Origin of the sequence: Aurantimonas sp. Leaf443 (assembly GCF_001425575.1) — a bacterium.
Taxonomy (GTDB): domain Bacteria; phylum Pseudomonadota; class Alphaproteobacteria; order Rhizobiales; family Rhizobiaceae; genus Leaf443.
This window is the reverse complement of record NZ_LMRD01000006.1, coordinates 480,715-499,725: the sequence shown is the minus strand read 5'-3', so window position 1 is coordinate 499,725 and position 19,011 is coordinate 480,715. Positions and strand designations below refer to the sequence as shown.

17 protein-coding genes and 1 tRNA gene are annotated in these 19,011 nt (G+C 70.4%); 9 read left to right on the top strand and 9 right to left on the bottom strand.

Annotated elements, in window-relative coordinates:
* Positions 1-15: 15 nt before the first annotated feature.
* The 6 genes from ASG48_RS07000 to ASG48_RS06975 all read left to right on the top strand — a co-directional run bounded on the left by ASG48_RS07000 (position 16) and on the right by ASG48_RS06975 (position 6,954).
* Complete coding sequence (locus ASG48_RS07000) at positions 16-888, top strand: CheR family methyltransferase (RefSeq protein ID WP_055847165.1); 873 nt, start codon at positions 16-18, stop codon at positions 886-888.
* A gap of 13 nt (positions 889-901) precedes the next feature.
* A complete protein-coding gene (locus tag ASG48_RS06995) occupies positions 902-2,011 on the top strand; it encodes a chemotaxis response regulator protein-glutamate methylesterase (protein WP_055847162.1) in 1,110 nt (369 codons plus the stop codon).
* A complete protein-coding gene (locus ASG48_RS06990) occupies positions 2,001-3,788 on the top strand; it encodes a hypothetical protein (protein ID WP_156381487.1) in 1,788 nt (595 codons plus the stop codon). Before ASG48_RS06995 ends, ASG48_RS06990 begins: the two co-directional genes overlap by 11 nt.
* Before the next feature lie 312 nt (positions 3,789-4,100).
* Complete coding sequence (locus ASG48_RS06985) at positions 4,101-4,733, top strand: LysE family translocator (protein ID WP_055847156.1); 633 nt, start codon at positions 4,101-4,103, stop codon at positions 4,731-4,733.
* Between the two features lie 402 nt (positions 4,734-5,135).
* Positions 5,136-6,308 carry an FMNH2-dependent alkanesulfonate monooxygenase gene (ssuD, locus tag ASG48_RS06980; protein WP_055847991.1) on the top strand — a complete coding sequence of 391 codons (1,173 nt, stop codon included), beginning with the start codon at positions 5,136-5,138 and terminating at the stop codon, positions 6,306-6,308.
* A 109-nt stretch (positions 6,309-6,417) separates the two neighbouring features.
* The gene (locus tag ASG48_RS06975) at positions 6,418-6,954 is read left to right on the top strand and encodes a flavin reductase family protein (protein WP_055847153.1); all 537 of its coding nucleotides are present in this window, start codon (positions 6,418-6,420) and stop codon (positions 6,952-6,954) included.
* A 163-nt stretch (positions 6,955-7,117) separates the two neighbouring features.
* Here the strand turns inward: ASG48_RS06975 and ASG48_RS06970 are convergent, their stop codons facing one another.
* From ASG48_RS06970 to ASG48_RS06955, 4 genes are all read right to left on the bottom strand, one after another.
* The gene (locus ASG48_RS06970) at positions 7,118-8,539 is read right to left on the bottom strand and encodes a pyridoxal-phosphate dependent enzyme (RefSeq protein WP_055847151.1); all 1,422 of its coding nucleotides are present in this window, start codon (positions 8,537-8,539) and stop codon (positions 7,118-7,120) included.
* 75 nt (positions 8,540-8,614) lie between these two features.
* Entirely contained in the window at positions 8,615-9,346 is a 732-nt protein-coding gene (locus tag ASG48_RS06965) for an ATP-binding cassette domain-containing protein (RefSeq protein ID WP_055847988.1), read from the bottom strand.
* 38 nt (positions 9,347-9,384) lie between these two features.
* Positions 9,385-10,206, bottom strand: coding sequence for an ABC transporter permease subunit (locus ASG48_RS06960; RefSeq protein WP_200939581.1), 822 nt, complete (start codon positions 10,204-10,206; stop codon positions 9,385-9,387).
* A 5-nt stretch (positions 10,207-10,211) separates the two neighbouring features.
* Positions 10,212-11,165: a sulfonate ABC transporter substrate-binding protein gene (locus tag ASG48_RS06955; RefSeq protein ID WP_055847146.1), complete on the bottom strand. Its 954-nt coding sequence runs from the start codon at positions 11,163-11,165 to the stop codon at positions 10,212-10,214.
* Positions 11,166-11,697: 532 nt separating this feature from the next.
* Between ASG48_RS06955 and ASG48_RS06950 the strand changes: the two genes are divergently transcribed.
* Positions 11,698-12,156 carry an Rrf2 family transcriptional regulator gene (locus ASG48_RS06950; protein WP_055847142.1) on the top strand — a complete coding sequence of 153 codons (459 nt, stop codon included), beginning with the start codon at positions 11,698-11,700 and terminating at the stop codon, positions 12,154-12,156.
* A 28-nt stretch (positions 12,157-12,184) separates the two neighbouring features.
* A complete protein-coding gene (locus ASG48_RS06945) occupies positions 12,185-13,543 on the top strand; it encodes an FAD/NAD(P)-binding protein (protein ID WP_055847139.1) in 1,359 nt (452 codons plus the stop codon).
* 241 nt (positions 13,544-13,784) lie between these two features.
* Here ASG48_RS06945 and ASG48_RS06940 read toward each other — a convergent pair.
* The 5 genes from ASG48_RS06940 to ASG48_RS06920 form a co-directional block, all read right to left on the bottom strand.
* A tRNA-Lys gene (locus ASG48_RS06940) sits at positions 13,785-13,860 on the bottom strand.
* Positions 13,861-14,015: 155 nt separating this feature from the next.
* The gene (locus ASG48_RS06935; protein ID WP_156381486.1) at positions 14,016-14,504 is read right to left on the bottom strand and encodes a PilZ domain-containing protein; all 489 of its coding nucleotides are present in this window, start codon (positions 14,502-14,504) and stop codon (positions 14,016-14,018) included.
* Positions 14,505-14,635: 131 nt separating this feature from the next.
* Positions 14,636-15,655, bottom strand: a complete 1,020-nt coding sequence (gene ilvC, locus ASG48_RS06930) for a ketol-acid reductoisomerase (RefSeq protein ID WP_055847134.1) — start codon at positions 15,653-15,655, stop codon at positions 14,636-14,638.
* Between the two features lie 78 nt (positions 15,656-15,733).
* Entirely contained in the window at positions 15,734-16,387 is a 654-nt protein-coding gene (locus ASG48_RS06925) for a TetR/AcrR family transcriptional regulator C-terminal domain-containing protein (protein ID WP_055847131.1), read from the bottom strand.
* Between the two features lie 143 nt (positions 16,388-16,530).
* Positions 16,531-17,277, bottom strand: coding sequence for a pyridoxine 5'-phosphate synthase (locus ASG48_RS06920; protein ID WP_055847128.1), 747 nt, complete (start codon positions 17,275-17,277; stop codon positions 16,531-16,533).
* Positions 17,278-17,621: 344 nt separating this feature from the next.
* On the opposite strand from ASG48_RS06920, the gene ASG48_RS18530 reads away from it, so the two are divergent.
* Positions 17,622-18,986, top strand: a complete 1,365-nt coding sequence (locus ASG48_RS18530) for a hypothetical protein (protein WP_055847125.1) — start codon at positions 17,622-17,624, stop codon at positions 18,984-18,986.
* Positions 18,987-19,011 lie beyond the last annotated feature (25 nt).

Here is a 19,011-nt window from a genome sequence, read left to right as displayed (position 1 = left end):
ACCGCGTCAGGACCCATGTCGAACCCGGCTCGCGCTTCCCAAGAAGACGCCATCCCCCACTGGACGAAGGTCGTCCTGGCGGAGCGCACTTTCGACGAGTTCGTCAAGCTCGTGAACGAGAGCTGCGGCGTCACGCTGTCCAAGCTGAAACGCACGATGCTGGAGACGCGCCTGCGCCGGCGCCTGAACGAGTGCGACCTGCCCGACTTCGAGAGCTATCTCAACTTCCTGCGCAGCCCGAACGGGCGCCAGAGCGAGCTGCAGAACTTCGTCGACAGCGTCGTCACCAACGAGACCTCGTTCTTCCGCGAGCGCTTCCACTTCGACTATCTCTCGCCCGCCCAGGTCGCCCAGATCGCGGCCGAGGGCACCGGCGCCAGCGTCCGCGCCTGGAGCGCGGCCTGCTCGTCGGGCGAGGAGGTCTGGACGCTCGCCATGGTCCTCGAGACGGCCGCGCGCGCCGGCAACCTCTCCTGGTCCATTCTGGGCACGGACATCTCCATCAAGGTCCTGCAGAAGGCGCGCGAGGCGATCTACACGCGCGACCAGATCGCCACGACGCCGCCGGCCATGGCGCGCGACTTCATCCTGGGCGCGCGCGATCCGCAGGACGACCGGGTGCGCATCGCGCCCGAACTGCGCTCGCGGGTCTCGTTCGGCCAGGTGAACCTGATGCACGAGGCCTACAAGCTGAAGCACCAGATGGACATCATCTTCCTGCGCAACGTGCTCATCTACTTCGAGCCAGCGACGCAGGAGCAGGTGCTCGCCAAGCTCTGCAAGCACCTGCGCCCGGGCGGCCTGCTGTTTCTCGGCCATTCCGACACGACACGGTCGCCCAAGCTGCCGCTGCGCCCCATCCAGAACAACATCTACATCCGCACCTGAGGGAGGAGCGCTCGTGGCGAAAGTCATCAAGGTCCTGATCGTCGACGATTCCGCCAGCGTGCGCACCGTCCTGTCCGACATCATCTCGGGCGAGGCCGACATGGAGGTCATGGGCACGGCGTCGAACCCCTATTTCGCCGCCGAGCGCATGCGCCAGGACGTGCCGGACGTCATCATCTGCGATATCGAGATGCCCCGCATGGACGGCATCACCTTCGTGCAGAAGCTGATGAGCCAGCGTCCCGTGCCGGTCGTCATCTGCTCCTCCCTCGCCGAGGCCGGCTCCAAGACGGCGCTGAACGCGCTGGAGGCGGGCGCGGTCGAGATCATCGCCAAGCCGCGCGTCGGCACGCCGCAGTTCCTGATGGAGGCCCGCACGCGCATCTGCGACGCGGTGCGCGCCGCCTCGCAGTCCAAGCCGCGCGTGCGCCGCGCCACGGGCACGGCCTCGGAGGGCAGCCAGGCCAAGCTGACGGCCGACGCCGTCCTGCCGCCCGCCGCCAGCGGCCGGCTCGTCGACCGCACCACCGACAAGGTCATCGTCATCGGCGCCTCGACCGGCGGAACCGAAGCGCTGCGCCGCCTCCTCGAGCCGCTGCCGGCCGACGCGCCGGGCATCGCCATCGTGCAGCACATGCCCGCCGGCTTCACCGCCGCCTTCGCCGACCGCCTCAACGGCCTGTGCCGCGTCGAGGTGCGCGAGGCCAAGACCGGCGACCGCCTCATGCCGGGCCTCGCGCTGATCGCGCCGGGCAACTCCCACCTCCTCCTGCAGCGCTCGGGCGCGCAGTATCACGTCGAGGTGCGCGACGGGCCGCTCGTCACCCGCCACCGCCCCTCGGTCGACGTCCTCTTCCGCTCGGCCGCCCGCTCGGCCGGTCCCAACGCGCTCGCCATCATCATGACGGGCATGGGCGACGACGGGGCGCGCGGCATGCTGGAGCTGCGCCAGGCCGGTGCGCTGACGCTCGGCCAGAACGAAGAGAGCTGCGTCGTCTACGGCATGCCCAAGGAAGCCATGAAACTCGGCGCCGTGGCGCACGAACTGGCCCTCGAGCGCTTCCCCGCCGAGATCATGCGTTTCGCCAACGAGATCGCGCCGAGGATGAGCCATGCGAGATGAGATGATCGCGGCCGAGCATCGCCTGCCCGGCCTGTCCGTCGGCGCCGTCCCCGCCCTGCGCCGGCTCGCGGTGGAGATCGACGGTCTCGCCACCTGGAACCACGGCAGCGAGGCGGTCTATCTCGACGCCGGCGCCGAACTGCAGCGCCTGCACAAGCGCATGGGCATCGTGCGCAACGCCGTGCGCGGCTCGATCGAGGCGCTCGCCTCCCCCGACGTCGTCGGCATCGAGCAGCGGCTCGGCGAGGCGGGCCTTGCCGCCGACGCCATCCGCAGCCTCGTCGACGACCGCTCGCAGCGGCTCGGCGAACTCTCCGACGCGATCACGCTCGCCTCCGAGGCCAGCGGCGCCGTCAGCCTCATCTTCCGGCTTCTGGACTATGTCGTCCTTGTCGCGCGCACCCATGTCGAGGGCATGGCGACGGCGCGCGAGGAGCTCGTGCCCTTCACCGAGCATGTCGGCGAACTCGTCGCGACCGGCCAGCGCATCTCGCGCGAGCTCGACGAGCGCATGCGCCTCCTGCGCTCCTATTTCGACGAGAGCCGCGACATCGAGCGCCGCGTCGGCCGCCTCGGCCAGTCGGGCGACGAGAGCATGCCGCTCGCCATCCGCGCCCTGGTCGCACGCCTGGCCACCGGCCGCGAGGAGGCCGCGGAGATGCGCGAGGCGGTCCACGCCTCCTTCTCCACCGTGCGCGACGCGACGGGCCGGCTCGTCGCCAACCTCCAGTTCCACGACATCGCGCGCCAGCGCATGGAGCATTCGGTCGACAACCTGCGCCGGCTGATGCTCCTGACGTCCGGCGGCGGCCTCTTCCACGACCAGGCGCCGCTCTCGCCGCGCGAGGCGAGCCTCGCCGTGCGCCGCATCGCCGAACTCGAGATCGCCCAGCTGGAGGATCTGGCCCGCGTCTACGAGGAGGAGATGGGCTCGGTGCAGCACAATCTCGTCACGATCGGCGCGGAGGTGCGCACCAGCGACCGGCTGATGCGCGGTCTGGCCGGCGACGGGCAGAACGGCGCCATCGCCATCCTGCAGGCCGAAGCCTCGCATATCGAGGCGATGATCCTGCGCGAGGAGACCGGCCGGCGCCAGCTCGACGAGAGCCTGTCGCGCTGCGTCGAGGCCGCCGGCACGCTGATCGCGATGACGGACGAGCTCTCCGAGCTCGAGCACACGCTGAGCCTTGCCGGCTTCAACGCGGCCGTGCGCGCCGCCCATGTCGACAGCGGCGACGAGACGATCGGCTTCATCTCCCGCGAGATCCGCGAGCAGGCCGCCCACGCCAAGGCGGAGGCGGCGCAGGTGCGCGAAGGCATCGAGCGCTCCGTCGCCTCCACCGAGGATCTGGGCGGGCGCATCCTGCAGGAGATCGGGCGCAACGAGGGCGAGGTGCGCCAGAGCTTCGCCACCGCCGCCGAGATCCTGCGCGCCGTCGAGGCCGTCTGCGACGAGCAGCTGCGCCAGGCGACCACCAATGCCGCCGGTCTCGCCGAGACCGTCGCCCGCCTCGCCGATTCGATGACGCCCCATATCGAGGGCTGCAACCGCATGCGGCGCACGATGGCGATCCTCGAAGGCCTTCTCGCGGAATTCCCGGACGAGGAGATGACGCCGGAGGAGAGCGACCGCCTGCGCGACCTTCTCGCCGGCAACTACACGATGGTCGAGGAACGCCGCATCTTCGAGCGCGTCTTCGGCGGCGCGATGCTGTCGACAGCACCCGCCGCCCCGGAGGCCTCCGGGGACGTCGATCTCGACGACATCCTCTTCTAGGCAAGGGCACCGGCCCGGCGCCCGCGCCGGACCTGCCGGACCGTCTTGCGCCGCGCCGCCCGCTGTCTCACGGGCGGCGTTCGCGTCTGGGCGGCAGCCGGAAGCGGCGCGACCGCCGCCGCTCGCAGAAGTCCCGCCGGCTCCGCAGGTGCCCGCCCCCGGTCGCTGGACAGGGCGAGCGGAACACGCCGCCGGTGCGCTTCACCGCAGGCTTTCGCCGAAAGCGGTCATCGATCCTGTCGCACCCCATCTGGCCATGGCATGCTGGGACGCTGCTCGCGGTGTCCAGGCCGCCCCATCGGATGTACCGACATGCCGTCCATCGAGATCCTCCTGGCGTTCCTGGCGACGACCGCGGTCTTCGCCTTCATTCCGGGTCCGGCGATGCTGTATGCGGCCGCCCAGACCATGGCCGGTGGCCGCCGCTCGGGCGCTATGGCCGTCCTGGGCATTCATCTGGGATGTTACGTTCATATCCTGGCGGCGGCGGCGGGCCTGTCCGTCCTGTTCCACGCGATCCCGACCCTCTATCTGGCGGTCAAGCTGGCAGGCGCCGCCTACCTCGTGTGGCTGGGCCTGGCGTTGATCCGCTCGCGCCCCGCGCCCGAGACCGACATGCCGCCCGTCCCTTCGAAGTCCGCGCGGCGCGCCTTCGCCGAAAGCGTCGCGGTGGAAGTCCTGAATCCGAAGACGGCGCTCTTCTTCCTCGCCTTCCTGCCGCAATTCGTCGATGCCTCCGCGGCCTTTCCCGTCTGGCTGCAACTGGCCGTCTTCGGCCTGGCCATCAACGCGATCTTTTCCACCGCCGATATGGTCTGCGTTCTCCTGGCGGGCCTCGTCGTGGAGCGGCTCGGACGCTCGGGCACCATCCAGCGTTGGGTTCGGCGCGCCGGGGGATCGATCCTCGTCGGCCTTGGCGCCCACCTGGCCTTCCAGCGGCCATGACGCATCGCCCTTCGGGGCGCAGGCAGGGCTGATCGGGCGCGGTCGGCGGTTCGGCGCGGACGCGGCGACGCGAACCGAAGCGCTGCTTTGCTCTGGGCCGCTCGGCGCATTCGCTGCGGCACGATCTGAGGTCGAAACGTTCGGTCACCGGCTTTGCGCGGGAGAGACTGCGTCCCGTCGTTCGCCCCCTGCTCGCACCTGCAGCGGCGGTCGGCCAACGCTCTCCAGGCCCGAGTTCGGTGACGATCTAATATTCTATATAATCGGTGTATTGGATGGTTTTATTCCTTCTGCCGGGTCGGGACTGTCGCTAGCTTCGATCCGGTGACCGGCGATCGGACGCTGGTGAAGCGCCGGCCTGCCATGCGCCGGCCGGGCCGATCGCCGACGTGGCAAAGGAAGATTTCGATGAGCATTCCCGAGACGATCAAGGTCCTCTGGTTCCTGCCGACCCACGGCGACAGCCGCTATCTCGGCACGTCGGACGGCGGACGGGCGGTGGACCTGCCTTACCTGCGCCAGATCGCACAGGCGGCCGACGACCTGGGTTTCTACGGAGCGCTGCTGCCGACCGGCCGCTCCTGCGAGGATTCCTGGATCATCGCCTCCGCGCTGGTGCCGCTGACGCAGCGGCTGCGCTTTCTCGTCGCCGTGCGGCCGGGCCTGCAGTCGCCGACGCTCGCCGCGCGCATGACGGCGACGCTCGACCGCATTTCCGGAGGCCGTCTCCTCATCAACGTCGTCACCGGCGGCGACCCGGTGGAGAACAAGGGCGACGGCATCTTCCTCGGCCATGCCGAGCGCTACGAGGTGACGCGCGAGTTCCTTCAGATCTACAAGGCCGTGCTCGCCGGGGAGACGGTGGCGCACGAGGGCAAGCATTTGCGCATCGAGGACGGCCGCCTTCTCTTCCCGCCCGTGCAGACGCCCCATCCCCCGCTCTATTTCGGCGGCTCGTCGGAAGCGGCCAACGCGGTCGCGGCCGAGCAGGTGGACAAGTATCTCACCTGGGGCGAGCCGCCCGCGCAGGTCGCCGAGAAGATCGAAACGGTCCGCCGCCTCGCCGACAAGGCCGGTCGCGAGGTCAGTTTCGGCATCCGCCTCCACGTCATCGTGCGCGAGACGACGCAGAAGGCGTGGGACGCCGCCAACGACCTCATCAGCCGCCTCGACGACGAGACGATCGAGAGCGCGCAAAAGGTCTTCGAGCGGATGGACTCGGTCGGCCAGTCGCGCATGCGCGCCCTGCATGGCGGCCGGCGCGACAGGCTGGAGGTCTCGCCGAATCTCTGGGCGGGCGTCGGACTCGTGCGCGGCGGCGCGGGCACCGCGCTCGTCGGCGACGCGGATACGGTCGCCGAGCGCATCGACGAGTACCGGCGCCTCGGCATCGACAGCTTCATCCTCTCGGGCTACCCGCATCTGGAAGAGGCCTATTCCTTCGGCGAGCGCGTCCTGCCGCTCCTGCCTCTCGACCACGCGATCAAGGCGCGCGAGGCCGGCCTGAACACCGGCCCCTTCGGCGAGACCATCGCGGGCGACCGCCGGCCGCCCTTGCGCGTGTCGCAGTCGTGACCCCAGCCGAGAGCGTCGCCGCGATTCCGGTCGTCGGCCGTCCCTCGCGCCCTGCGCCTTGGCGCGCGGCGCGGTTCCTCGTTTCGCCCCTATCGAAGGGAGTTCCCTCATGTCCCTCGCCCTGAAACTCGTCCCCCGTCCCGAAGCCGCCCTGCCCGAGCCCGCCCCCGGCCTGAAGCGCGCCATGCGCCAGCTCGTGGGCGCCGTCTGCGTCGTCACCGCCGGCCGCGAGGGGGCCCGCACCGGGGCGACCGTCACCTCGGCCCATTCGCTGTCGGTCGATCCCGAGACCATGCTCGTCTCGATCAACCGCTCCTCCTCCACCTGGCCGGTCATCGCCGCCACCGGCGCCTTCTGCGTCAATCTCCTGGCCGCCGACCAGCAGGACGTCGCGGACCGCTTCGCCGGCCGCGGCGGGCTGAAGGGCGAACAGCGCTACGAGGGCGCCGACTGGCGCGCGCTGGCGACGGGCTCCGGCGCCCTGGTCGGCGCCCTCGCCTCCATCGACTGCGAGGTGGATCACGTCGTCGAACGCTACAGTCACGCGCTGATCTTCGGTGCCGTGCGCGCCGTCGTGCTCGGCGAGACCCGGCCGGCGCTCCTCTACGCGCAGGGGCGCTACGGCGCCTTCGACCTGAACGCCTGACCCGATCCCTTCGCATCGCAACGACGCTCCGCCCTCTCCCGTCCCGGGAGAAGGCGGAGCGTGCGGATGAGGGAGGTGGAAGCTCGGCACGACGGAACGGGGGTCCGTCACGCCACGGGCAGCGGGCGCAGGGGCCGGACACCCACGCCCGCCAGGGCCGCCCTCATCCCGAACGGCGCAGATGATCGATCAGGTCGATGCGCGTCACCAGGCCGACGAACTCGTCGCCGTCCATCACGATCGCCACCTCGTCACGGTCGAAGACCGGCAGGAGCGCGTCGAGGGTCTGCGTCGCCTGCAGCGTGTGGACGTCGCGCGTCATCGCCCGGTGGACCGGCGAGGCGAAGCGCTCCCAGCGGCCTTCCACGGCACCCTCGATGCGGCGCAGGATGTCGCCCTCGTCGATCAGGCCGACGAGCCGGCCCTCCTCGAGAACCGGCAGCTGCGAGACGTCCGCCCGGCGCATGCGGCCATAGGCGTCCAGAAGACTCTCGCCGGGCGAGACGGTCACCGTCTGCCCGCTGCGATGCGAGCGGGCGATCACGTCGCGCAGGTCGCCATGGCGCACGCGCTCCACGAGCCCCTGCTCGGCCAGCCACACGTCGTCGAAGACGCGCGAGAGATACTTGTTGCCGCTGTCGCAGACGAAGGTGACGACGCGCTTCGCCGTCACCTGCGCCCGGCAATGGAGGAGCGCGGCGGCGAGAAGCGTGCCGGACGAGGAGCCGCCGAGAATGCCCTCCTTCGACAGGAGGTCCCGCACGGCGCGCGCGCTCTGCTTGTCGGTGATCGAATAGGCGTGTCGCACGAAGGAGAGATCGGCATTGGGGGGCACGAAATCCTCGCCGATCCCCTCCACCGTCCAGCTGCCGGCGCGCTCCAGCCGCCCGGTCTTGAAGAAGGGCGTCAGGACCGAGCCGACGGGATCGGCCAGAACGATCTCGGTCTTCGGCGAGACGCGCGCGAAATAGCGGCCGAGCCCGGTCAGCGTGCCGCCGGAGCCGACGCCGACCACCACCGTGTCGACGTCGCCGTCGAGCTGCTCGAAGATTTCCGGTCCCGTCGTCTCCTCGTGCGCCCGCGGGTTGGCCGGGTTGGAGAACTGGTCGACGAAGAAGGCGCCGGGCGTCTCGCGGGCGATGCGCCTCGCCTTGTCCTGATAGTAGTCGGGATGGCCCTTGCCGACGTCCGAGCGCGACAGATGCACCTCGGCGCCGAGCGCGCGCAGGTGCTGCACCTTCTCGCGCGAGAGCTTGTCGGGCACCACGAGCACGATGCGGTAGCCCTTCGGCACGCCCACCTGCGCAAGGCCGAGCCCGGTATTGCCGGCGGTCGCCTCCACCAGCGTGCCGCCCTTCCTGAGCTGCCCGGAGCGCTCGGCCGCCTCGATCATCGAGAGCGCGATGCGGTCCTTGATCGAGCCGCCCGGATTTTGCGACTCCAGCTTCAGGAACAGGCGGCACCGGCCGGTGTCGAAGGCCGTCACCTCCACCATCGGCGTGTGGCCGATGAGGTCGAGGACGGAAGCGACGGGCGGCGCGAGGCGCGGCGCCGGGGCGGGGCTTCGAAAAAAGGCATGCGACATGGACGAATGCTCCGGACTGGTGACGGGGCCGGGCCGGACAGGACCGGGCCGGCGGCGCCGATCCGGTCCTGCCGGTCAGACCTCGTCGAGGATGCGCTTCTGCAGGTCGACCGCGCGCGGGTCCGCGAGTTCGCGGCGGGGCCGGTCGAGGTCGATCTCGATGTCGAGCGCGATGGCGCCCTGGCGCAGCACGATCACGCGGTCCGCCAGCGCCACCGCCTCGGCGACGTCGTGGGTGATGAGGACGGTGGTGAAGCCCCGCTCGCGCCACAGGCCCTCGATCAGCTTGTGCATCTCGAGCCGCGTCAGCGCGTCGAGCGCGCCGAAGGGCTCGTCGAGGAGGAGGATGCCCGGCCGGCTGACGAGGGCGCGGGCGAGCGCCACGCGCTGGCGCTGGCCGCCGGACAGGACGGAGGGCCAGTCCTCGCCGCGCCCCGCGAGACCGACATCGGCGAGCGCGCCGAGCGCCGTCTCGCGCCAGCCGTCCCCGCGCGCTATGCCGACATTCTCCACGACCGTCTGCCAGGGCACGAGGCGGGCCTCCTGGAAGAGGAGCCGGACCGCCGGATCGAGCCCGTCCACCGGGCGGCCGTCGATCTCCACGCGCCCGCCGCTCGGGCGGTCGAGCCCGGTCATCAGCCGCAGGAGCGTGGACTTGCCGCCGCCCGAACGCCCGACGACCGCGACGAACTGGCCGGCGGGAATGCGCAGGTCGAAGCCGCGCAGCACCGAGGTCGCGCCGAACGCCTTGGAGACGCCCGCCAGCGCCAGGGACAGCCCGCGCCGGCTCGACGCCTGGCCGGACATCGGGCGGCCCTGCGGGGCCCGCGCCTCGCCCACCGCGCTCATCGGCGTGCCTCCGCGTTGGTCTGATAGGCGGGGTGCCAGACCAGAGCCCGCCGCTCGATCGCCCGCGTGGCGACATCGGCCAGCTTGCCGAGCAGCGCGTAGGTGACGATGCCGAGAATGACGATGTCGGTCTGCAGGAACTCGCGGGCATTCATCGTCATGTAGCCGATGCCGCTCGTGGCCGAGATCGTCTCGGCGACGATGAGCGTCAGCCACATCAGGCCGAGCGCGTAGCGAAGGCCGACGAGGATCGAGGGCAAGGCGCCGGGCAGGACGATGCGCAGGAGCTGCGCCCGCCGGTCGAGCCCGTAGACCTCGGCCATCTCGACGAGCTGCGGGTCGATGGTGCGCACGCCGTGAAAGGTGTTGATGTAGAGCGGGAAGAACACGCCGACCGAGACGAGGAAGATCTTCGCGCTTTCGCCGATGCCGAACCAGAGGATGACGAGCGGGATCATCGCCAGATGCGGGATGTTGCGCAGCATCTGCACGGAACTGTCGAGCAGCGTCTCGGCCGGCCGCCACAGGCCGCAGGCCAGCCCGGCGGTAAAGCCGAGGCCGCCGCCGATGAGAAGGCCCAGCAGCGCGCGCTGCGCGGAGGCAAGCGTGTGGGTGGCGAGCGAGCCGTTGGACAGGGCCGTCCAGAAGGCGACGGCGATTCTGGACGGCGCCGGCAGGAGCCGGACGTTGACGAGCCCGGACTGGCTGGCGATTTCCCACAGGACCACGAGCCCGAGCGGCAGCGCCCAGGGTGCCAGCGCCCGGCCGATCGCCCGCGGATCGATCGGGTGCCGCGAGGATGCGCCGATTTCGGTCAGAGCGCTCAAGAGTTCGGCCCCCGCACAACGTCGGCGATCGAGATGCGCTCGGGGATCAGGCCGAGCCCGTGGAACGTGTCGGCGATCTTCTGCTGTGCGGCGACGACGGCCGCGTCGAGCGGCTTCACGCCGTAGGACTGGCGCCCGATCGCGATGGCCAGGATGTCGGCGGGAATGCCGACGGAGGGCGCCAGCTCCTCGGCGGCCGAGAGCGCGTTCGCCTGCGCCCAGGTGTCGATCTCGCCGAGCGCCGCGACGAGGGCGTTGAGCGCCTCGCCATGGCCGGAGACGAAGTCGCGCGAGGCCAGGTAGAACTGGTGGTTCGGCACGATGCCCTCGCCGTTGCGCAGCTGCCGCGCCTCGATCGTGACTTCGGCCGCCGCCAGGAACGGGTCCCAGATCGCCCAGGCATCCGCCGCCCCCTGCTCGAAGGCCGCGCGGGCGTCGGCGGGCGGCAGGAAGCGCGTGGCGACGTCGCCATAGGCGACGCCCGCCTCCTCCAGCGCCTTGACGAGGAGGTAATGGACGTTCGAGCCCTTGTTCAGAACGATCGTCCTGCCCTTCAGCTCGGCGACGCTCTGCAGCGGGCTGTCCTTGGGAACGAGGATGGCCTCGCCGCGCGGCGCGGGCGGCTCGTAGGCGACGTAGACGAGCGGCGCGCCCGCGGCCTGCGCGAAGATCGGGGGCGCCTCGCCCGTCGTGCCGAAATCGATGGCGCCGACATTCAGCGCCTCCAGAAGCTGCGGGCCGCCGGGAAACTCGGTCCACTCCACCTCGTAGCCGAGCGGCTGCAGCGCCTTCTCCAGGAGGCCGTTGCCCTTGAGGAGAACGAGCGTGCCGTATTTCTGGTAGCCGATGCGCAGGCGCCTCGTATCGGCCAGGGCCGGCAGGCTTGCGAGTAGCGGCAGGGCGAGGGAGCCCGCGAGGGCGGCGACGACATGGCGGCGGTTGAGGCGCATCGACAATTCTCCGAACGAGGCGGGCCGGGAGGGCATGGACGAAACGCTACCCCGACCCGCCGGACCGGACGAGAAATAGAATACTAAATCTACGTTCATTGTGGATATAAGACGGCGCATGTCGTTCGGACCGTGTCGCGCCGGTTCGGTCGCAGACCGTCGATCGCGTCGCAGGGCGTCTCGTCGCAGTGCCGGCGGCGGCCGGCTCTTCAAGCCCCTGACGGCCGAAGACATGGATCCTGGCGATGGTACCGAATGCCGGCGCGCCCGCGCGAAAAGGACCCGCTTGCAGCAATCTACATTTTCTATAGATTGTTTGAAACGCATGAAGGCAATTCTGGAAACGAGGTCCGACCGATGGCAACCGCCGCCCTTCCGCAGACCCCGCCCGCCTTCCGTCGTGCCCGGGTCGGCCGCTCCCTTCGCGCCCACGCCACCCGGCCCACGCGGCTGGAAATATCCTTACTCAATCCGTATAGTTTATCGATCCAGCCCGCTTGTGCCGTCGGGCCGTTCGAAAGAGCCACCCTCGATGCTGACGATGAAGGGCAAGTACGGGCTGAAGGCGATGCTGCATCTGGCAGCCGCCGACCCCGCGCGCCTCAGCCTGTCCGAGGAGATCGCGGCCGCCAACTCGATCTCGAAGAAGTTTCTCGACACGATCCTCGGCGACCTTCGCAACGCCGGCTTCGTGCACGCCCGCAAGGGGCGCAACGGGGGCTACGCCCTCTCCCGGCCGGCCGCGGAGATCAGGGTGGGGCACGTCCTGCGCGTTCTCGACGGACCGCTGGCGCCGATCTCCTGCGCCAGCCGCACGGCCTACCGGCGCTGCGACGACTGCGCGGATGTCGAGCGCTGCTCGGTGCGCCTCGTCATGCTGGAGGTGCGCGACGCCATGTCGGCGATCCTCGACGGCAAGACGCTGGAGGAGTTGAAGGCCATGCCCGCGCTGGTCGACATCGACGCCGCGAGCCTCGCCGCCTCGGCCTGATTTCCACGCGCGGCGCGGGAGCCGTGCGATGAGCGCCGGCGGCCGTGTCCTCGTCGTCGGCGGCGGCGCGAGCGGCGCTCTGATGGCGGCCCATCTCCTGCGCCGCCCGCAGGAGCGCATCCACGTCACCATCGTCGAGCGCCGTCCCGAGATCGGGCGGGGCCTCGCCTATTCGACGCCCGAGCGCGACCACGTCCTCAACACGCGCGCCGCCTCGATGAGCGCCTTTCCCGACGAGCCCTCGCATTTCTGGGACTGGTTCCAGGCGAGCGGGCTCGCCCGCGAAGACGGCTGCACCGACGCCTTCTGCTTCGTCTCGCGCCGCCATTACGGGCGCTATCTCGACCACCTCCTCGACCCCTATCGCGCCGGCATCGGAGACGGGCGGCTGGACGTCGTCACGGCCGAATGCACGGCCTTGCGCATCGGCGAGAGCGGCGTGGCCGCCGAACTCTCCGACGGCAGCCTGCGCATCGCCCAGGCAGCCGTCCTTGCCACGGGTCACGGCATGGCCGAGGGCGCCGCTCCCGCCCGGTCCTCCTCGAAAGAGGACACGGTCCTCATCGTCGGCACGGGCCTGTCGATGATCGACACGGTGATCGCGCTCCTGAACGAGGGCCACAAGGGGCGCATCGTCGCCCTCTCCCGCAACGGCCTCATGCCCCAGCCCCACCGGCGCAACAAGCCGCTGGCGGTGGACGCCGCCGACATTCCCTTCGGCACGGACATTTCCTATCTCACGCGCTGGTTCCGCCGCACCATCGACTGGGCGGTGGCGCAGGGCGGCGACTGGCGCGACGTGATCGACGGCATCCGCCCGCACACGGCCGCCGTCTGGGCCTCGATGCCGCTGGAGGCGCGGCGGCGATTCCTGCGCCATGCCCGCACCTTCTGGGAGATCCACCGCCACCGCGTGCCCGAGGAAAGCCTCGCGCGCATCGAAAAGGCCCGAGCGGACGGGCGGCTGGAGATCGTCGCCGGCCGGATCGCGACGATGCGGGAGGGACCGGACGGCACGGAGATCACCTATCGCCTGCGCCGCGAGAGCGCCGCGCGCAGTCTCACCGCCCGGCGCGTCGTCTCCTGCACCGGCATCCTGCGCCCCGACGCGACCTTCCGCTCGCAGCTCCTCGCCGGTCTCGAAGCCCGCGGCACGATCCGCCGCGACCCGCTCGGCCTCGGCCTCGACGTCGCTCCCACCAATGCCGTGCTGAATGCCGCGGGCGAAGCCAGCCGCCGCCTCTTCGCCCTCGGCCCCCTCACCGCCGGCCGTTTCTGGGAGGTGACCGCCGTCCCCGACATCCGCAACCAATGCGCCGCCCTCGCCGGCACGCTCGCGGAGGTGATCCATCCCGATCGCCAGCTGGACAGCCTGAAACGGGCGTGAGGGACGGTCGCGCCGACCGGCTCTCGAAGTCGCGCCTGGATCAGCAGACGAGAAAGGCCACGGAGTCTGCCGCCATTCGAGGATGCGCACTCGAAATCCAAAAGGCGGTGGCGCTCTACAGTGACCACAGCACGGCCGAGCGCCGGTGCGGTCTCAAACCGGACTGCAAACTGCCCGATGGCATCGAAACAACGACGGCTCACCCGAAAGGGCGCTCGGATATCTTCGAAGATCTTTTAGATGGTGGGTGATGTAGGGCTCGAACCTACGACCCGCTGATTAAGAGTCAGCTGCTCTACCAACTGAGCTAATCACCCGACCGCGCCCGGAGGCGTCTGGTAGCGGCTGTATAGTCAGGAGCTTTTGCGCTGTCCACCCTGTTTCTTCGCATCGCGGCAGAGAATTTTCGCGAGAGGCCCGACGGGCTGGAAGAGGGGTGAAAACGGCCGGAAAGCCCCTTTTTCGGGGGCCTTCAGCGCCAGCGGAAATTGCGGATCAGGGCGTCGGGCAGCGTCTCGGGCCGGATGCGGCGGATGCCGGGCTGGTCGGGATCTTCCATCGGCGGCAGATGCGCTGCGGCGGCGGCGAAGGATTCGGAACTCGGCGGCGCGACAGGCCCCCCGCCCTGCACCGGATGGTCCGCCGAGGCGCCGGCATGGGGATAGTCCTCGTCCTCCTCCGGCACGTCGAGGAAGCGGATGCCGGCGAGCAGCCCGCGCCGGTAGACGAGGCGCGCGGGGCGCGCGTCCCTGTCCTCGCCGATCCGGATGAAGAATTCCTTCGGCAGATGGGCCGCTTCGTCGATGGTCAGAAGCGCGCCGGTCGCCGAGATGTTGCGCACGATGCAGTCGAAGGTGGAGAAGCCGTTGTTGAAGACGACCTTGCCGCGCTTGAGCGTGCGCACGCGCTGGGCGACCCGGCGTTCGGACCCATCGGACTGCAGCTCTGGAATCGCGGTCATGCCCCACTCCACAGATGTACGAACCCGACCTTAACGCGCGCTTCTTTCCAATCTCTGAACCCAGGGCCCGCCGCAACGGGAAAGGGCGGCCCGCGAGCCGCCCCTCCCCAATCTCGTGCCGTGCGACGGGCTCAGTTGCGGGCCTTGTCGACCAGCGCGTTGGACTTGATCCACGGCATCATGCCGCGCAGCTTCTCGCCGACCTGCTCGATCTGGTGATTGTCGTTGTTGCGGCGGATGCCCTTGAAGCGGGCCATGCCGGAGCGGTACTCCTGCATCCAGTCCGAGGTGAACTTGCCGGTCTGGATGTCCTTGAGGACGCGCTTCATCTCGGCCTTGGTCTCTTCGGTGATGATGCGCGGGCCGGTCACGTACTCGCCCCACTCGGCCGTGTTCGAGATCGAGTAGTTCATGTTGGCGATGCCGCCCTCGTAGATGAGGTCGACGATGAGCTTCACCTCGTGCAGGCACTCGAAATAGGCCATCTCGGGGGCGTAGCCGCCCTCGACCAGCGTCTCGAAGCCGGCGCGGATGAGCTCGACCAGACCGCCGCAGAGAACGACCTGCTCGCCGAAGAGATCGGTCTCGCACTCTTCCTTGAAGTTGGTCTCGATGATGCCGGACCGGCCGCCGCCGACGCCGCAGGCGTAGGAGAGCGCGAGGTCCAGTGCGTTGCCCGACGCGTCCTGGTGCACGGCCACGAGGCAGGGCACGCCGCCGCCCTTCTGGTACTCGCCGCGCACCGTGTGGCCGGGGCCCTTGGGCGCGATCATCACGACGTCGACGGAGGCCTTCGGCTCGATCAGGCCGAAATGGACGTTGAGCCCGTGCGCGAAGGCGATGGCCGCGCCGTCGCGGATGTTCGGGGCGATCTCGGCCTTGTAGATGTCGGCCTGCAGCTCGTCCGGGGTCGCCATCATCATGAGGTCGGCCCAGCCGGCGGCCTCGGCCACGGTCATCACCTTGAAGCCGTCGGCTTCGGCCTTCTTGGCGGTCGGCGAACCGGCCTTCAGCGCGATCGCGACATTGCCGGCGCCCGAATCCTTCAGGTTCAGCGCATGGGCGCGGCCCTGGCTGCCATAGCCGATGATGGCCACCTTCTTGGACTTGATGAGGTTCAGATCGGCATCACGATCGTAATAGACGCGCATGGCGGTTTCCTTCCTGGCTGGCCGGTGTTCGTTCCGGCCTCTGGCTTGATGTCTGACCCGGCGTCGCGCCGGCTCGTTTCAGCGCCCGTCGCCGGGCGTTGTCTTGAGGGCCCCGTAGAGGGCGAAGAACTGGTCGGTCGCGATCCTCGCGTCGCGCTCGATCTCGGCGGCGGAGGGCCGCGCGGGATCGCCGAGGAGAAGGCGGATCTGCACGTCGCGCACCACGAGGCCGAAGAAGGTGGAGACGGCGCGCGCCTCGTCCTCGCAGGAGACGAGCCCGGCAAGGCGCCCCGCCGCGAGGATGGCGCCGAGCCGCCCGCGCATGGCGAAGGGCCCGTTGGTGAGCACGATGGCGCCGAGATCGCCGCGTTCGGTGCCGGCATGGCCGACGGCCAGCCGGTTCAGCGCGATCGAGGTCTCGCCGGACAGGACCGTCAGCCAGTCGCGCGCGAAGGCCTGGAGGCTCTCGTGCAGCGTCTGCCGGTCGAGCGTGCCCGCGTCGAGCGGTTGCGCCCTCACCTTCGCCGCCTGCCACTGCACCGTCGCCGTCAGGAGACCGTCCCGGTCGCCGAACCACTTGTAGAGCGTTTCCTTGGAACAGCTCGCCCGGCGGGCGACGGCGGTCATGGTCAGCGTCTCGCCGGCGCTGACGAGAAGCGACAGGGCGGCCTCCAGCACCTCCTTCTGCCGTTCCGTCGGCCCGCTCGCCGCCGCCTCGCCCCCGCTGTCCATCCCCGCTCCCATCGCCCTGCCCGCGACCGCCCGGCACCGCTCCCGATGCGTACCGTACGTTACGGTACAGCGCTCTACAGGCCTGCCGAGGGGTTTGCAAGAGGCGAGATCGCGGGGCCGGAAACCTTGCTCCGCCCCGCCTGTCAGATCGCCTGCCCGCAGGCGCGTCGGAAGCGGCGGACCGTCTCGGCCATGCCGTATTCCAGCGCGTCCGCGGTCAGGCCGTGGCCGATGGAGACCTCCGCCAGCGCGGGAATGCGGGCGACAAGGGCGGGCAGGTTGGCGACGGTCAGGTCGTGCCCGGCATTGAGACCGAGACCGAGGGCGAGCGCGGCGTCCGCCGCCTCCCCCAGCCGCTCGATCTCGCGCGCGGCCGCCGCCGCATCGTCATGGGTCGCGCCATAGGGCCCGGTATAGAACTCGACGCGGTCGCAGCCCGTCTCGGCGGCCGCCTGCATCTGCGCGGCGTCCGCGTCGGCGAAGAGCGACACCCGGGAACCGCCCGCCTTCAGGCGCTCCACGATCGGCCGCAGGAAATCGCCTTCGGCCGCAAAGTCCCAGCCGTGGTCGGAGGTCGGCTGCGCCGGGTCGTCCGGCACCAGCGTCACCTGTTCGGGCGAGACGCTCTCGCACAGATCGAGGAATTCCGGCGTCGGATAGCCCTCGATGTTGAACTCGGCCTGCGGGAATTCGGCATCGATGAGCGCCCGGATCTCCGGCAGGTCGCTGAAGCGGATGTGGCGCTGGTCGGGCCGGGGGTGGACGGTCAGCCCGTGCGCGCCGCCCGCGAGCGCGATGCGGCCGAGGCCCGTGACGCTCGGCCAGGGCAGGTCGCGCCGGTTGCGGAGCATGGCCACGGCGTTGAGGTTGACGGAGAGTTCGGTCGTCATCGCGCGATCCTTGTCCTTCGGTCCGGCGCCCTTCTAGAGGCTGCGGCAGGGCTTGGACAGAGCCTGCGGGGCCGGGAATCGGCCGGACGCCCGCCCGCACGACCCGTTCGCATCGCAGGGAGACGGAAGGGCTAACGGTCCTGCTGCAGATGCGAAGCCAGGCCACCCGCCCCTCTCGCGCCGCGGCAAATCTTTGCCCTGCCTTCCTGTAACCGGAACAAAGGCTTGGCGTGGAGATCACGAAGGGGTGCGGGAGATCGGGACGAAGGTCGTGTTGACACTCCCGGGATCGGGCTATTCCCTTGCCGCCATTGTGGTGGGGAGCACCATGCGGAGGATTTTCCATGGGCGGATCGAAATTCATACCTCTCATCGTCGCGGGCTTCGTCGGCATCCTGATCGGATGGTGGATGGGACCGGACGTTGACGACGCGCGCGACGAGATCGTCAGCCGCGTCGACGAAGTGCGCGGCACGCTCGGGCGGATCGACGAGAAGGTGGCGACGCTCGGCGCGCCGCCGGCCGATACGGGCACGGCCCAGGCGATCGCCGATCTCGGCGCCAAGATCGATGCGGTCGACGCGAGCGTGAAGGCCGAGGCGGCCGCTCCGGCCCCCGCGCCGGCGGCCCCGGCCAGCGACCCGCAGGTCGTCGCCAAGCTCGACGCGCTCGCCGCGCAGCTTCAGGCCATGCAGGCGGCAGCACCGGCGCCGGCGCCGGCGCCGGCCGCAGCAGCTCCGGCGGGCGGCGACGTCGCGGCCCTGGTCGGCACCGTCGGCAGCGGCGGCGCGATCCTCGTGCCCGGCCAGTCCGCCATCTTCGGCGGATCGACCGTCACCCTCTCGGCCCTCTCGGCCACGGGTGCCACGCTCGGCACCGGCGGCGCGGCGGGCTCGGAAGTCGCGACCGGCAGTTCGCTTGAGGTCGGCACCGGCTGCAGCGTCACGCTCGCCGGCGTCGCGCAGGGCCTCGCCTTCCTGAAGCCTGAAGGCTGCGGCGCGGCCGCTTCGGCCTCAACGCCGGCAGCCGCGCCGGCGGCGCCTCCGGCCGCAGCGGCACCAGCCGCCGCTCCGGCCGCTCCGGCCGCCGGCGGCACTGTCGCCACGGTCGGCATCGGACAGACGGCCTCCTTCGGCGAGACGCGGCTCTTCGTCTCCGGCGTCTCGCAGAACGGCGTGACGCTGTTCCCGGCGGGCGGCAAGGCGGGCAACCGCAAGACGGTCGAGACCGGGGCGACCTACGATGCCGGCAATGGCTGCACCGTGAAAGTGGACAGCGTGGCGGACGGCGTGGCGACGCTGTCGTCGACCGGCTGCGGCGCCGCCGCCGCCGACGCGGCCCCGAGCGAGGGTGCCGCACCGGCACAGGCGGCAGCACCTGCGGCCGCGCCCGCCGCGCCCGCCGCGGCTCCCGCGGCACCGGCCGCCGCACCGGCGCCGGCCGCCCCTGCGGCGCCCGCCGCAGCTCCCGCCGCCGCCGCTCCTGCCGGCGGCAATGGCGGCACGATCGAGACCGGCCAGACGCTGAAGCTCGGCGAGAAGACGGTGTTCCTCTCCGGCGTCGCCGACAATGCCGCGACGATCTACGTCGTCGGCGCGGGCCGCCAGACGATCGAGAGCGGCGCCTCCGCCGATGTCGGGGGCGGCTGCATGGTCAAGCTCGACGGCATCGAGGGCCGGGCCGCCACGCTCTCCGCCACCGGCTGCTGACGGTTCGCCCCGTCACGAAACCGAA

Coding starts and splice junctions, on each gene's coding strand:
- ASG48_RS06965 (WP_055847988.1), bottom strand. CDS start 9,346: ATGTCCGGCCAGGCGTCGAGCCGGCGCGGGCTGTCCCTGGCGCTGGCG.
- ASG48_RS07000 (WP_055847165.1), top strand. CDS start 16: ATGTCGAACCCGGCTCGCGCTTCCCAAGAAGACGCCATCCCCCACTGG.
- ASG48_RS18530 (WP_055847125.1), top strand. CDS start 17,622: ATGGGCGGATCGAAATTCATACCTCTCATCGTCGCGGGCTTCGTCGGC.
- ilvC (WP_055847134.1), bottom strand. CDS start 15,655: ATGCGCGTCTATTACGATCGTGATGCCGATCTGAACCTCATCAAGTCC.
- ASG48_RS06955 (WP_055847146.1), bottom strand. CDS start 11,165: ATGCGCCTCAACCGCCGCCATGTCGTCGCCGCCCTCGCGGGCTCCCTC.
- ASG48_RS06990 (WP_156381487.1), top strand. CDS start 2,001: ATGCGAGATGAGATGATCGCGGCCGAGCATCGCCTGCCCGGCCTGTCC.
- ASG48_RS06935 (WP_156381486.1), bottom strand. CDS start 14,504: ATGACCGCGATTCCAGAGCTGCAGTCCGATGGGTCCGAACGCCGGGTC.
- ASG48_RS06985 (WP_055847156.1), top strand. CDS start 4,101: ATGCCGTCCATCGAGATCCTCCTGGCGTTCCTGGCGACGACCGCGGTC.
- ASG48_RS06945 (WP_055847139.1), top strand. CDS start 12,185: ATGAGCGCCGGCGGCCGTGTCCTCGTCGTCGGCGGCGGCGCGAGCGGC.
- ASG48_RS06950 (WP_055847142.1), top strand. CDS start 11,698: ATGCTGACGATGAAGGGCAAGTACGGGCTGAAGGCGATGCTGCATCTG.
- ASG48_RS06975 (WP_055847153.1), top strand. CDS start 6,418: ATGTCCCTCGCCCTGAAACTCGTCCCCCGTCCCGAAGCCGCCCTGCCC.
- ASG48_RS06925 (WP_055847131.1), bottom strand. CDS start 16,387: ATGGACAGCGGGGGCGAGGCGGCGGCGAGCGGGCCGACGGAACGGCAG.
- ASG48_RS06920 (WP_055847128.1), bottom strand. CDS start 17,277: ATGACGACCGAACTCTCCGTCAACCTCAACGCCGTGGCCATGCTCCGC.
- ASG48_RS06970 (WP_055847151.1), bottom strand. CDS start 8,539: ATGTCGCATGCCTTTTTTCGAAGCCCCGCCCCGGCGCCGCGCCTCGCG.